This is a genomic window from Arthrobacter oryzae (assembly GCF_037911235.1).
GTDB classification, from domain to species: Bacteria; Actinomycetota; Actinomycetes; order Actinomycetales; family Micrococcaceae; genus Arthrobacter; species Arthrobacter oryzae_E.
On sequence record NZ_JBBLYW010000023.1, the window covers coordinates 1 to 13,725 of the forward strand.

Here is a 13,725-nt window from a genome sequence, read left to right on the forward strand (position 1 = left end):
CGGTGAGAGAGCGTTTTGGGGGAAACCCACTAAAGGTGAGAGAGCGCCGGAGAAAAACCCGCAGGAAGTGAGAGAGCGTCGGAGGGGGCAGGTTACTTTTCGACGAGGGTGAGGACGTCGTAGGTGGCTACGATTTCGTCCTTCTGGTTGGTCAGGACGGCGTCCCAGGCCACTTCGCCGTACTCGTCGGTCTCGCGCGGGGTGATCTTCTTGGCGGTCAGGGTCACGCGGATGGAATCGCCTGCGGCCACCGGGGTGATGAAGCGCAGGTTCTCCAGGCCGTAGTTCGCCAGCACGGGGCCCGGAGCCGGCTCCACGAACAGCCCGGCGCCCCAGGCCAGCAGCAGGTAGCCGTGCGCCACGATGCCCGGGAAGAACGGATTGGCCTCCGCAGCCTCCTGGTTGGTGTGGGCGTAGAAGGTGTCGCCGGTGGAGTTGGCGAACTTGGTGATCTCCTCCAGCGTCACTTCACGCAGCCCGGAGCGCACCGAATCACCGATGTGCAGCGTGCTCAGGTGCTTCCGGAACGGGTGCTGGCCCTCAGTCTCGAGCGTGAAGTTCCGGTCCGCGCCCGTGTGCCAGACACCCGTGACGGCGGTGAGCATGTTCGGCGAACCCTGGATGGCGGTGCGTTGCATGTGGTGCATCACCGAGCGGATGCCGCCCAGTTCTTCGCCGCCACCGGCGCGGCCCGGCCCGCCGTGGACAAGATGCGGCACAGGCGAACCGTGCCCGGTGGAGCTGCGGGCGTCCTCGCGGTTGAGCATCAGGACGCGGCCGTGGTGTGCGGCGATCCCGGTGACGAGTTCGCGGGCAACCTCGGGATCGTTGGTGCACACCGAAGCCACCAACGAGCCGCCACCGCGGGCGGCTAGGCGCACGGCGTCGGCCAGGTCGGTGTAGCCGATCACCGAGGAAACCGGACCGAAGGCTTCCAGCGAGTGGACTTCCTCGGCTTCGGCGTCGGCCCAGCTGAGCAGCACGGGGGACATGAAGGCACCGTCTTCGACGACGGCAACTCCCCCGTCAGCCTTGGTCACCTTGGGCGAATCGAGCGTGCCGTAGGCGAGCTCGCCGCCGGCGTCGAGCATGGACTGCACCGCGGCGCGGACGTCCGCCAGCTGCTCAAGGGAAGCCAGCGCGCCCATCGTGACGCCCTCGGCGCGGGGATCACCCAGCACCACGCGTTCCTCGATGCGGGCACCCACGGCGGCAACGACGTCGGACACCATGTCCCGGGGCACGATGGTGCGACGGATGGACGTGCACTTCTGGCCGGCCTTGACGGTCATTTCGGTGACCACGGACTTGATGAAGGCGTCGAACTCCGGCGTGCCCTTGACGGCGTCCGGGCCCAGGATGGCGGCGTTGAGCGAGTCCGTCTCAGACGTGAAGCGGACACCGCCTTCCACCACGTTCGGGTGCGACTTCAGGGTGTTGGCCGTGGAGGCCGAGCCGGTGAACGATACGAGGTCGCGGTAGTCGAGGTGGTCCAGCATCGTGCGGGCCGAGCCGGAGATGAGCTGCAGCGAACCCTTGGGCAGGATGTTGGATTCGATCATGGCCTTGACCACGGCCGCCGCCACGTAGCCCGTGGGAGTGGCCGGCTTGACGATGGTGGGAACACCGGCGATGAACGCGGGCGCAAATTTCTCCAGCATGCCCCAGACCGGGAAGTTGAAGGCGTTGATCTGCACTGCGACGCCGGGGATGCGGGTGTAGATGTGCTCGCCGGCGAAGGAACCGTCCCGGGACAGCACCTCCATGGGACCGTCCACCACAACCTGGGAGTTGGGCAGCTCGCGCCGGCCCTTGGAACCGAAGGTGAAGAGCACGCCGATGCCGCCGTCGATGTCCACCATGGAGTCGATCTTGGTGGCGCCGGTCTGCGCGGACAGCTCGTAGAAGTGCTCGCGGCGGGCGTTGAGGTACTGGGCCAGTTCCTTGAGCTTGAGGGCGCGCTGGTGGAAGGTCAGCGTGCCCAGTTCCTTCTGGCCGGTGGTGCGTCCGTAATCCACGACGTCGGCAAGGTCCAGTCCCTCGGTGCTCACCTTGGCGAGGAGCTCGCCGGTGCTGGCGTCCAGGACGGGGACGGCGGAAGCCGCTGCATCGGCGTCGGGCGTCCACCAGGCGTCCCGGACGAAACTGGGGACAGTCTCCACAGTGTCCAGCGAGGATTTCGGAGAAGTTGCAGTGGTGGTCATCGTTGACGGGTCCTTCCTGCGCGGGGCAAGATCATCACGGCCAGTGCATTACTGACCGTCCGTTCGGTAATATGTCTACAGTACATGAATGTGCCGTGCTGCACACTAGCCTTGCTGCACACTGGGAAGACCGACAACGAAAGCGAAGTGGCCATGCAGCCCGAAACCGGCAGCGCCGAACTGTGGAAAATCACGCTTGGCGAGCTCGACGAGAAGATGGGCGTGAAGATCGTCGAGGAATCCGTGCAGCGTGTTGTTGCCACGATGCCGGTGGAGGGCAACCGGCAGTCGTTCGGGCTGCTTCACGGCGGGGCGTCCCTGGCTGTCGGCGAGGCCGTGGGGTCTTGGGCTGCCGTGATCCACGCCAGCACCATAGGCAAGACCGCCGTGGGCGTGGACGTGTCCGCCACCCACCACAAGTCGGCGCGCGACGGCCAGATCACCATCACGGCCACGCCCATCCACCTGGGCGGAACGCTGACCACGCACGAGGTCCTGCTCACCAACGAGGCCGGCCAGCGCCTGTGCACGCTCCGGATTACCAACCTGCTGATTGACCGGAAAAAAATTTCATGACTTTGCATCCAAAGAGGGCATCCCGCAGGTAGTAAGGGCGTAAGCACAAACACAGCCCGTCCCCGGGCGTCCCTCTGAGGAGTTTGAAAATGCGCAAAACAACCTACGCCGCCGGAGCACTGTCGCTCGCTGCAGCACTGTCCTTCGCAGCCCCCGCCCAGGCCGGCGGCTGGCACCACGACGATGACCCCGCCAAGCTCTCGGTCCTGCACGGCGTGCCCGGCCTGACAGTGGACGTGTGGGTGGACGGCAACCTCACCCTGGATGACTTCACTCCAGGGAGCCTGGCGGGTCCGCTGGAGCTCGCCGCCGGCGACTACGAAATCGCCATCACCGCCTCGGAGGCCACCAGCGCCGACAACCCGGTGATCGGGCCGGTGACCGTTGACCTCGACGAGGGCGGGGACTACACCGCGGTGGCCCACCTCGACGCCGACGGCGCTGCCACGGCCACGCTCTTCACCAACGACACGAAGGCTCCCCGCAACGACAAGAAGGGCAAGCTGACGGTCAGGCACGTAGCCGCAGCGCCCGCCGTCGACGTCCTCGCCGGCGGATCCGCCGTGATCGAGGGACTCAGCAATCCGGACGAGGCAACCCTGAAGCTCAAGGCCGGAACCATTTCGGCGTCCGTTGCCGCAGCCGGGACCACCGACCCGGTGATCGGGCCGGCCGACATCACGGTCGAGGGCGGCAAGAACACGATCGTGTACGCCTGGGGCAGCCTGGCTGACGGCAACCTGGCCGTTGCAGTCCAGGTTGTTGACTCCGAGGAGCGGTGGCACGGCCGCCACTGATGCCTCACCCCGATAGCCCCTACCGGTGGGGCCGCCTGGACGGGCGGCCCCACCGGCGTGCTTCAGGGTGCGTACTTCAGAGCTCAAGCGGTGCGCTTCAGAGCGCTCCGCCCGCCGCTTCCGGCGTACCGGAATCATGGCCTCCGCCGCCATGCCCTCCGGCGTGCCCGTGATCGCCGCCGTGGCCGCCGTGCCCGCCGCCGCCCCCGGCGTCTCCCACCCGCTCGCGGGCAAGGAACATCTCGACGTCGAAAAGGTTGTCCGCCCGGCGTGCAACGTTCAGGAGTGTGGACATGGATGCGACCTCTTCCACCTGTTCCTTGAGGAACCAGAGCATGAACTGTTCCCCGAGGGGATCGTTTTCCGCCCGGGCCGCGGCGAAGAGTTCCTTGATGCGGTCCGTGACTTCAATTTCCTGGGCAAGTGCCAGGACCAAGGGTTCCTCCGCCGAGGTGAAGTCGTTCCGGACCGGGTCGATGCCGGGAATCGAGATCCTGATGCCCCGGTCCAGGATGTACCGGACCATCATCATCGCGTGGTTCCGCTCCTCCAGCGACTGCCGGTAGAAGTGCTTGGCAAGCCGTGGCAGATCCTGCCCGTCGAACCAGGCCGCGATGGCGATGTACTGCTGGGACGCCGCGAACTCATTGCCCACCTGTTTGGCGAGCAGGTCATTGAAAGTGGTGGTGCTCATGGGGCTCTCCTCGAGTCGGGGGTCAAGGCTGAGGACCTGCGGCACGGAGGCTCTGCGTGGCCCGGGTTTGCCGGAGGGCCTTCATTGAGCTTGCTCCGGCGTGGACGAGCTGGTCAAGACCCCGCAGGTCCGCTTCTATGGCGGACCGGCGTCGGGGACGGCATAATGTGGTTCCTCAGGTCTCACTGCCGCTCGAAGGAGCCATCGATGACCCCTGCCGGCCCGCACGATTGGGACGCCGCTCTCGATCATGCGTTCGCGGACGGCCAGGAAGCGGCCCTCGCCGAGGCCTACCGGCGGCTGAGCCCGCTCGTGTACACGCTGGCGCTGAGGTCGTTGGGGGAACGGTCCGCCGCCGACGACGTCACCCAGGAAGTCTTCATCCGCGCCTGGAAATCACGCGTCAGCTACCGGCCGGAAGCCGCCCGCCTTCCGGCGTGGCTGGTGGGGATCACCCGCAACGCGGTTTCCGATGCGCTGTCCGCCCGGATGCGCCGGCAGGAGCTGGAACACGCTGCCGGGCAGTTCGTGGGCGATGACCGCGTCGCCGGACCGCTGGCAGCTGACGTGGAAGCCGTGGCAGACCGCATAACCTTGGAGGAAGAGCTGGACCGGTTGGGCGATCCACAGAAAGCGATCATGAAGCTGGCGTTTTACGAGGACCTCACGCACGACCAGATCTCCTCGCGCCTGCAACTGCCCCTCGGCACCGTCAAGAGCCACATCCGGCGCAGCCTCTCCCGGATGCGGACCCGCCTGGAGGTGGGCCATGAAGCATCTTGACGATGAGCAGCTGAGCCTGCTGGCCCTTGGCGAACCCGCCGTGACTCCGGCCGAGGCCGACCATCTGGCGTTCTGCAGTGAATGCTCCGGAACCCTCGCTGCCCTGGAACGCACCGTCCGCGCCGCCACCGTGGATCCGGCCGAAGTGGAACTGGCCACGCCCGGCCCGCACAACTGGGCAGCCATCCACCAGGCACTGGGCCTCTCCCCCGGCCAGGCTCAGGACCCGTTGAGCCGGGAGGGCTCGCCGGCCGGTACGACGGCGGTAGCTGGTACGACGGCGGTAGCCACTTCGCCGGTGGCCGGTACGACGGCGGACGGTACGACGGCGGAGTCGGCGGGTTCCGCGGCGCCGGTCACCGCACCGACGCCGCCCCGCCCGCGCGCCGAGCGCGCGAGGACGGGTCCGGCACGAACCGGGGGCTCCAAGGCAGGTTCCGGTGCCCGGCGCTGGGTGGCGATGGCTGCAGCCGCCGGGATCGTCGTTGGCGCGGCCGCCGTGTGGGCGGGCTACAACGTCCTCGGCCAAGCCCCGCAAGCGGCGCCCTCACCCACGCCGACCGCTCCCCAGGCCGTGGTCATTGCCCAGGCACCGCTGCAGCCTCTGGCGTCCTACACGGCAAGCGGCAAGGCACTGGTGGAGGAGCTTCCCGACGGCACCCGCCAACTGGTGGTCCAACTCCCGGAGGGCCAAATCAGCGGGTTCCGTGAGGTCTGGGTGATCTCGCCGGACCTCTCCAAACTCGTCAGCCTGGGCGTGCTTGACGGCGAGCCCGGCGTCTTCGCCATCCCCGAAGGACTCGACCTGGCGGAGTACCCCATCGTGGACGTGTCCAACGAGCCGTTCGACGGCAACCCCGCGCACTCCTCGGACAGCATTGCGCGCGGTGAGCTGGCCACGGAAAGCTGACCCGAAGCCTCCTCCGCTACACCCGTTTTCACCTGCCGTGAAGTGCCAATCGGCCCGGAAGTGGACAGGCCCGGACTGCTAGGTTTGCTGTGCCGAGCGACGAAACACCGCCTGCATTTACCGGCACGACCGGAAGGGACCAACCATGCTCTCAGACACCTCTTCTCCAGTCATCAAGGCAACGCTGCCTGTAGTTGGCGAGCACATCGAGGAGATCGCCAAACGGTTCTACAAACACATGTTCGAGGAGCGGCCGGACCTCCTCGACGGCCTCTTCAACCGGGGCAACCAGGCGGACGGGCGGCAGCAACAGGCCTTGGCAGGGTCCATCGCGGCATTCGCGGGATTCCTGGTGAATAAACCCGACCAGCTGCCGGACCATCTGCTCTCCCGCGTCGCCCACAAGCACGTGTCGCTGGGCCTGGCCCCGGATCAGTACCAGATTGTGCACGACCACCTGATGTGGTCCATCGTGGACGTGCTCGGCGATGCTGTCACTCCCGACGTCGCGGCGGCCTGGGATGAGGTCTACTGGCTCATGGCCAACATGCTCATCAACAAGGAACGCGGACTCTACAACGCCGTCCATCTCTCGCCCGAGACGATCTGGCGCACCTGGCGGGTTGTCCGGCGGATCCAGGAGACCGACGACGTGGTCACCTTCATCGTGGAACGAACCGACGAGCGCGACGTCAAACCGTCCCTTCCCGGGCAGTACGTCACCATCAAGATGCTGATGCACGACGGCGTGCACCAGCCCCGGCAGTACAGCCTCACCAAGGCCGACGACGGCCACCACCGGCAGTTCGCGGTGAAGCGCGTCCATGGACTCCCCACGCCCGACGGCGAGATGTCCAACCTGCTCCACAACGAGATCCACGAAGGCGACGAGGTGGTGCTTTCGGCACCGTTCGGCGACGTGGTCCTGGAATACACGGACAGGCCTGTTGTCATGGCCAGCGCGGGCATCGGCATCACGCCAATGGCCGGCATGTTGTCCCACATGGTGAAGGCCGGCTCCCAGCGCCAGGTCATGCTCCTCCACGCGGATGACACCCCTGCGTCGTTCCCGCTCCGGGCCCAGGTCACCGAGGACCTCGCGCAGCTGGCCGACGGATCGTTGAACACCTGGTTCCTCGAGCCGGACGGCTCACCCGCTGCCTCCGGTGCAGCCGGGACGGACAGCGCACCGGCGTTCAAAGGCTTCATGGACGTCAATGCGGTCGATCTTCCGGACGACGCCGAGTACTATCTCTGCGGCCCCCTGCCCTTTCTGAAGTCAGTCCGGAGCGCGCTGGTTGCACGGGGCGTGCCGGCCAAGGATATCCAGTACGAAGTGTTCGGCCCGGACCTCTGGCTGGCCGACTTCCAATAGCCCGGAGTTTTTGTCCACTTATCGCGCGTTAGAACCGCTTTGGGTCGCGATAAGTGGACAAAAACTCGGGCGCGTTGCCGGAACAGGTCAGCGGCGGGAACGTCGTCTGGCCAGGACGAGCGCGGCACCGCCGAGCAGCAGCACGCCGGCACCGACGCCGGCGGCGGTGAGCAGGCCGTCGGCACCGGTTGCCGGAAGCTGGTCCGGGACACCTGCCGGGGTGATCGCGGCGGGAACAGCCCGCCCGGCGGGAACAATCACAGGAGCCGGGTCCACCACGAAGGTGAGATTCACCGGTGCGGAGGCCACGCCGTCGACCGCCTGGCGGACCGTCACCGTGTGGTTCCCGGCGGCGAGCCCGGCCGGAAGCGGCGTGCTCCACGTGCCGTCCCCCGCGCCGAGTACTGTTGAGGCGCCGTCGACCGTGACGGTCACCGACGCGCCCTTCAGCGCTGTACCGGTGATCCGTTGCGGAACGGCGTCGTGGGCGAAATGCTGACCGTCTTGGATGTTGGTCACCGCCGGCGACGGCGGCACCACCGTGAACGTCCGGCTCGCCGCCGGGCTGTCAGCGACGCCAGCAGCGGTCTGCACTGCCTTGACGGTGAAGGACCCGAACCTCGCCGGCCCGTTCACGGGCACTGCCCAGGCGCCGTCGAGCCCCACCACCGCCTGGCCGGTGGCGTCCCCGGAGAGTTCCACCGTGGCACCGGGTGTTCCGGTCCCTCCGATGCGTTCGAGTGCCATCAGGACGTCGCCCTCCGCCGGAGCTGAAATACCGGGCGCGGGCAGCTCGGACGGCAGCACAGTGATGTCGAAGGAGCTGGCACCCGAGTGGCTGAAGCCGTTGACGGTTTCGGCCGTAAACCGCAACCTGCCGGCCGGCGAAGGGGCAGTGAATTGCCAGCGTCCGGAGGCGTCCACCGGAACCTCCGCGGACGGCTGCCCGGGCACAGTGATGCGCACCTTCGAGCCTGCAGCGACGGCGGAGGCAGGAGCCGCCGGGACCTGCCCGCTGATGGTCCGGCCGACTGCCACCCCGCCGCCGTCGGCCGGTTCCGTAAGTAAGGGTTTGTTGAGGAACAGCTGAAGCTGGACGCCCGGCAGCCGGGTCATGGCGTCCTCCAACGTAGTGGCCACGGCAAAGTTGGCCGCCGAACCGGGTGAGTCTCCCGCGGAATGCGTGCCGACGGCGAAGTTGCCGCTGATCCAGGGTCCGCCGGAGTCACCGCCGCTGGACTGGACTGAGTTGGACAGGAAGCCGCGGAAGGCCCGGAGGTCGGAGGGGTCGGCGGTGATGCCGCCCACTACGTAGATGCCCACTTCATCCACCGTGCCGCAGGACCAGCCGGCGGTGCGGCCGGACCGGCAGACGGCCTGCCCCGGCGAAGGCGCCGCTGTTCCGATGATCTTCACGGCCGTGGATCCGGGATCCGAGGGCGCATCCCAGCGGGTGGCGGCGGGCTGGACCTCGAGTCCCGCCCGGATACCCTCGATGACGGCGATGTCCGTGCCGATGTTCCCGGGGTTGGCTTCGCCGCCGGTGATCCAGGAGTTGCCCGGGCCGCCGAACTGGCTGAAGCCGAGGGTACCCAGTAGTTTATTCGCCGGCGTTTCAGGACGCTCCACGTTTGCCGTGGGGAGCGTGCCGTCTTCGGTGCAGTGGCCCGCGGTGAGGACCAGCGGCTCCCCTTCCGGGCTGTACGCACCATAACCGGCTGAGCAGACGATGCCGTTGTTGAGGACATAGCCCTGCCCGCCGAAGAAATCCTCCTCAGGGGCAAGCGGCTCGCCCTGCTCCAGACGGACGTTCGAGTACTGCGCCACGAATTCGGACGGCGTCGGAGGCGAGGATGCCGGGGTGCCGGGGGCCGGCGTTGCCGGGGTGCCGGGGGCCTCTTGGCCCGCCGGGGTCCCGCCGTCCTCCGGCTGGTTGGTGCCGCCGGTGCGGATCACAAAGCTGCCGTTGGCATGCGCCACAGCTTGCAGGCCGTCGGCGCCGACCTCCCTGACGTAGTCGTTGAACAACTGGTCCGTGCTGGCCGCGACACGTTCCGGCGCCACTGGCCGGGTCGGCGCAGTCTGCGAAGGCGGTTCGGCCGGCGAAGGCGACGCTGACGGCCCGGATGCCGAGGGACCTGCGGGCGCGGGGCTCGGCGCGGGGCTGGGTGCCACAAGGACAAAGTCGGAGGGTCCTGCGGCATTGAGCTCAGCAACCCTGGCCTCAAGCTCCGGCCCGGCACCTTCGACCAGGATCCGGCCGTCTGCCAGGCTGATCCCCACATAGCCGGGCAAGGCACGCAAGGAGGCAACGGCGTCGGCCGCGCGCTTACCCTGGTCACCGGCAGCGTTGAACTGTTCCAGCGTCATGCCCAGGTCGCGGAGGATGGCCTCAGCCAGCCCGGCATCGCTGACGGCGGGCGCGGACAGCGCGGGCGCGGACGCGGCCGCCGGCGCGGCAGGGGTTGCCGGAGCGGCAGGCGCAGACGCGGAAGGACCGGGAACCGGGGAACCCGACTCTGCGACGGCGGGACCAGCGAGGAACGTGGCGCCGAACGCCACGGCGGCGGTTGCGGCCAGTCCAAGGCCGCGGTGGAACGGATTCCGGCCGGAATGATGCGTCAAGATGTCCCCCATATAGTGTTCACGTGGTCATTCTGGTTGCCAGCCGGGTCCGGATGGCAGCCAATTCGGCCGCGGTGATGCCGTGCCGCAAAAGGTAGTTCCGGGTGTCCAGTCTCCGGACGAACTCCAGGGTTCCGCCGCCGCGCTTCTCCAGCAGGGGCACCAAGGCGTCTTCTTCCAGGTAGCGCTCGTGTTTGTGCGGCGGGCCGGCTGTCCGGTGGCGCTCGTTGATGCCGCGCATGGCAACCTGATAGCCGGTCACGATCTCCGAATCGCCTGCGCCGGTGAGGTCCTGCAGCATGGCAGCCACCATTCCGCTGCGGTCGCGCCCGGCCGAGCAGTGGATCACCACGCCGGCGGGCGCGGCGGCAACAGCTTTGAAGACGGCCACGAGCTTTTCCGGAAACAGCCGGGCGTTGGCGGCGTAGCAGGCGGGATCGTTCAGGTAGGGGGAACACAGTTCCTTGAACTCCGGATGGTCAGGGTCTTCGGTGGGAGCGTGCACGACGTCGAACCCCGCCAATACGTCCGCGCTCACCTCGGGATCGGTGTCCCTTAGTCCGTGTTCCGAAGGGTTCCGGAGGTCGATCACAGTGCGGACGCCGTCGTCGTACGCCTGTTTCCAGCCCGCCTCGGTGACCCATTCCCGGCGCCCCATGCGGAAGACGAGGCCGGAAATGCGCCAGGCGTTCACGGCTCCGTCCCAGTGCACGGGTTGTCCAGGCTGTTCCATCCAGACAGCTAATCACAGACCCCCGACATCCGGCACGGGTACCGGCCGGAAAATGGGGTGGTGCGCCGCAAATTAACGGGTATTCCGGCCCATGTCCTGTGGGAGGTCACTGGCTGTACCGTTGGGCGTACCTGCGGCCAGGCCGCGGGTCCGTGGCTCATCAGCCCGGTGCACAGTTCAGAACAAAGGGGAAACTGATGAGTGACCGGATATTACGACGGCGGCGCGCGGCATTCGCAGCCGGTCTGGCAACGCTGGGGCTGGCAATGGGGCTGGCGGTGCCGGCTGAAGCCGCCCGCCCGACTGCCTACGTTGCATTGGGCGATTCATACGCCGCCGGGGTGGGAGGTGGCTCGTATCAGGACCTGGATTGCTTCCGCAGCGAGAACGGTTACCCAGCCGAAGCAGACGAGAGCAAGTCCGTCCGTCTGGCCGCCAATGCGGCCTGTAGCGGCGCTACCATAGCGGATGTCACCACGAAACAGCTGGAGAGACTGAACACTGGCATCACTCTCGTGACCATCACTGCCGGTGGAAACGACATCAATTCAACGGCCGTCCTCTTCACCTGCGTGCCTGACCCTGCTTCCACGCAATGTGCTCAGGCCTTTGGATCGGCCATCGCCATGATCGGCCAAGTCGAAGGCCGCGTAGTTGACATGGTGGAGGACGTGCGTGCTCAAGCCCCCGAAGCGAAAATAGTCCTCACGGGCTATCCGTATCTGTTCGACCCCAGCAACGGCAGGACGCCGGAGGAAGTTGCATTTATGACGAACGTCAATGCTGCAATCGCTGAGCTCAACGGAGCCATAGCCAGAGGGGCAGAAACGTCTGACGCAGAATTTGTCGACGTAACAGATGAATTCGCCGACCACGCCGCAAACTCCCTTGTTCCGTGGATCAACGGCCCCGGAGCGGGTCCAATAGAAGCCTTCCACCCCAACGCAGCCGGGTACCAGGCCTACCACTTGGCCCTTGCCGCAGCTGAAGCCTACTCGACGCCCACCACACCCTAGCCCCGCTTGGCCAGCCTGAACTCCAGGCTGGCCCGGACCATGGGCCACTCGTGCTCCAGGATCGAGAACACCACGGTGTCCCGGAGTTGCCCGTCGGCGGTCCGGGTGTGGCTGCGGAGCACTCCGTCCTGCTTGGCGCCCAGCCTGGTGATCGCGTCGCGGGATTGGTGGTTCAGCCAGTGCGTCCGGAACTCGACGGCGGGGCAGCCCAGCGTTTCAAAGGCATGCCGCAGGAGCAGCAGCTTCGAGTCCGCGTTGGTGCCGGTGCCGTGCGAAGAAGCCGCATTCCACGTGGAGCCGATCTCCACGCGGGGAGTGACGGCGTCGATATTCATGTACGTGGTCATCCCGATCACCCGGCCCGGGCCGCCGGTGGCGGGGTCAAGGAGGCGCGTGGCGAACGGCAGCATGGAGCCGAGTTCCTGCAGGCCGAGGCGCCGGTCTATTTCCGCGGCCATGCCTTCCGGCGTTGGCACGCTGGTGTACCAGAGCTTCCAGAGCTCGCCGTCGCGGGCGGCCTCCACCAGGCCGTCGTGGTGCGCATGGCTCAGCGGCTCGAGGACGACGTGTTGACCGGTCAGAGTGATGGGCTCGATGGAAGTCACCGCACCATCCTAGGGGGCAGCGGCTAGGCTGTCGGCATGATCACAGTAGCGGGAACCGTCAGCTCTCCCCTCGGGGCAGAGGAAGCCTTCACCTACCTGTCAGCCTTCGAGCACACCGCGGAATGGGATCCCGGCACCCCTGTGGTGAAGAAGCTCACCGAGGGCCCCGTTGCCGTGGGCCACAGGTACCACGCCGAAGCGGAGTTCCGGGGCAAACGGCAGGCCCTCATTTACGAGGTGGTGGAGCTGACCAGGAACCACATCAAGCTCCGGGGCGAAAACAAGACGGTCATTTCCGAGGACTCCATTGACGTCTCGCCCGACGGGGCCGGCTGCAAGGTGAAGTACACGGCGGAGTTCCAGCTCAAGGGCCCCCTCAAGCTCATTGAACCGTTCATGAAGCCGGCATTCATGTCGCTCCGGGACCCCGCGATGAACGGCCTGAAGTCAGCCCTCGACGCGCGGGCCGGGCGCTAAGCCGTCCGGGCGCTAAGCCGTCCGGGCGCTAAGCCCGGAAAACCCTAAGCGCAAACCTTAAGCCGGCCAGTCGAAGAATCCCTTGCCCGTCTTGCGACCCAGCTCGCCGCGGGCCACCTTGTCGCGCAGGATCTGCGGCGGCGCGAAGCGCTCCCCCAGGGTCGACTGCAGGTACTCCGCAATGCCCAGCCGGACGTCCAGGCCCACGATGTCCGTGGTGCGCAGCGGACCGGTGGGGTGCTTGTAGCCCAGCACCATGGCGTTGTCGATATCCTCGGCGGACGCAACGCCTTCCTCCACCATGCGCATCGCTTCCAGGGCAATGGCCACGCCCAGGCGTGAAGAGGCAAACCCGGGGGCGTCATTGACGACGACGGCGGTCTTGCCGAGTGCCTCCACCCACCTTTTCGCTGCGGCGGCAAGGTCCGGGGACGTCTGTTCGCCGAGCACCACCTCGATGAGCGTGGACGCGGGTACAGGGTTGAAGAAGTGCAGGCCAAGGAAGTTCCCCGGGCGCTTGAGTTCGCGGGCCAGGCCGTTGACGGACAGCGAGGACGTGTTGGAGGCGAGGTAGGCGTCGTCGGAGAGGCGCTCTTCGATTCCTTGCAGGGAGGCAACCTTCAGGCCCCAGTCCTCCGGAACGGCCTCCACCACCAGCTGGCGGTCCTTGAAGTCGTCGTAGTCCACCGTAACGGAGAGCCGCGAGACCATTTCGTCCAGGTTGCCGTCCGTGGCGCCGCGCTCAATGCTCTTCGCGGCCGCGGACTCCACGCGCTCCCGGGCGGCTTCAGCCGAGGCCTCGTCCCGCTCCACCACCAGGACGTTGGCGCCGTTGATCAGGAAGGCGTGGGCGATGCCCGCCCCCATCCGGCCGCCGCCGAGGACGCCTACTGTGGCCGGCAGATCCGCCGGAAGTACGGAATTGCTCAT

General features: G+C 67.0%; 13 protein-coding genes. 7 read left to right on the top strand and 6 right to left on the bottom strand.

Translation table 11 applies throughout. The features are described 5' to 3' along the window. Positions 1-92: 92 nt before the first annotated feature. The gene (gene paaZ, locus WMN78_RS07390; RefSeq protein WP_340532958.1) at positions 93-2,204 is read right to left on the bottom strand and encodes a phenylacetic acid degradation bifunctional protein PaaZ; all 2,112 of its coding nucleotides are present in this window, start codon (positions 2,202-2,204) and stop codon (positions 93-95) included. Positions 2,205-2,357: 153 nt separating this feature from the next. On the opposite strand from paaZ, the gene WMN78_RS07395 reads away from it, so the two are divergent. Further along, positions 2,358-2,780, top strand: a complete 423-nt coding sequence (locus WMN78_RS07395) for a PaaI family thioesterase (protein WP_340533071.1) — start codon at positions 2,358-2,360, stop codon at positions 2,778-2,780. A gap of 89 nt (positions 2,781-2,869) precedes the next feature. Further along, on the top strand, positions 2,870-3,577 hold the full coding sequence (locus WMN78_RS07400; RefSeq protein ID WP_340532959.1) for a DUF4397 domain-containing protein: 708 nt from the start codon (positions 2,870-2,872) through the stop codon (positions 3,575-3,577). Between the two features lie 97 nt (positions 3,578-3,674). Here the strand turns inward: WMN78_RS07400 and WMN78_RS07405 are convergent, their stop codons facing one another. Then, positions 3,675-4,271 carry a ferritin gene (locus tag WMN78_RS07405; protein WP_340532960.1) on the bottom strand — a complete coding sequence of 199 codons (597 nt, stop codon included), beginning with the start codon at positions 4,269-4,271 and terminating at the stop codon, positions 3,675-3,677. Positions 4,272-4,478: 207 nt separating this feature from the next. Between WMN78_RS07405 and WMN78_RS07410 the strand changes: the two genes are divergently transcribed. From WMN78_RS07410 to WMN78_RS07420, 3 genes are all read left to right on the top strand, one after another. Continuing rightward, the gene (locus WMN78_RS07410; protein WP_340532961.1) at positions 4,479-5,054 is read left to right on the top strand and encodes an RNA polymerase sigma factor; all 576 of its coding nucleotides are present in this window, start codon (positions 4,479-4,481) and stop codon (positions 5,052-5,054) included. Next, complete coding sequence (locus WMN78_RS07415) at positions 5,041-5,964, top strand: anti-sigma factor domain-containing protein (protein ID WP_340532962.1); 924 nt, start codon at positions 5,041-5,043, stop codon at positions 5,962-5,964. The genes WMN78_RS07410 and WMN78_RS07415 overlap by 14 nt, the downstream gene beginning before the upstream one ends. A gap of 145 nt (positions 5,965-6,109) precedes the next feature. After that, positions 6,110-7,339: a globin domain-containing protein gene (locus WMN78_RS07420; RefSeq protein ID WP_340532963.1), complete on the top strand. Its 1,230-nt coding sequence runs from the start codon at positions 6,110-6,112 to the stop codon at positions 7,337-7,339. An 87-nt stretch (positions 7,340-7,426) separates the two neighbouring features. On the opposite strand, the gene WMN78_RS07425 is transcribed toward WMN78_RS07420, so the two are convergent. Both WMN78_RS07425 and WMN78_RS07430 read right to left on the bottom strand, forming a co-directional pair. Further along, positions 7,427-9,964, bottom strand: coding sequence for a trypsin-like serine protease (locus WMN78_RS07425; protein ID WP_340532964.1), 2,538 nt, complete (start codon positions 9,962-9,964; stop codon positions 7,427-7,429). Between the two features lie 19 nt (positions 9,965-9,983). Then, positions 9,984-10,697, bottom strand: a complete 714-nt coding sequence (locus tag WMN78_RS07430; protein ID WP_340532965.1) for a tyrosine-protein phosphatase — start codon at positions 10,695-10,697, stop codon at positions 9,984-9,986. Between the two features lie 197 nt (positions 10,698-10,894). On the opposite strand from WMN78_RS07430, the gene WMN78_RS07435 reads away from it, so the two are divergent. Next, entirely contained in the window at positions 10,895-11,713 is an 819-nt protein-coding gene (locus WMN78_RS07435; RefSeq protein ID WP_340532966.1) for an SGNH/GDSL hydrolase family protein, read from the top strand. Here the strand turns inward: WMN78_RS07435 and WMN78_RS07440 are convergent. Then, the gene (locus tag WMN78_RS07440) at positions 11,710-12,318 is read right to left on the bottom strand and encodes a GNAT family protein (protein ID WP_340532968.1); all 609 of its coding nucleotides are present in this window, start codon (positions 12,316-12,318) and stop codon (positions 11,710-11,712) included. The two genes, WMN78_RS07435 and WMN78_RS07440, sit on opposite strands and share 4 nt — an antisense overlap. Positions 12,319-12,354: 36 nt before the next feature. On the opposite strand from WMN78_RS07440, the gene WMN78_RS07445 reads away from it, so the two are divergent. Then, positions 12,355-12,795: an SRPBCC family protein gene (locus WMN78_RS07445; RefSeq protein ID WP_340532969.1), complete on the top strand. Its 441-nt coding sequence runs from the start codon at positions 12,355-12,357 to the stop codon at positions 12,793-12,795. A gap of 57 nt (positions 12,796-12,852) precedes the next feature. On the opposite strand, the gene WMN78_RS07450 is transcribed toward WMN78_RS07445, so the two are convergent. Beyond that, positions 12,853-13,725, bottom strand: coding sequence for a 3-hydroxyacyl-CoA dehydrogenase family protein (locus WMN78_RS07450; protein WP_340532971.1), 873 nt, complete (start codon positions 13,723-13,725; stop codon positions 12,853-12,855).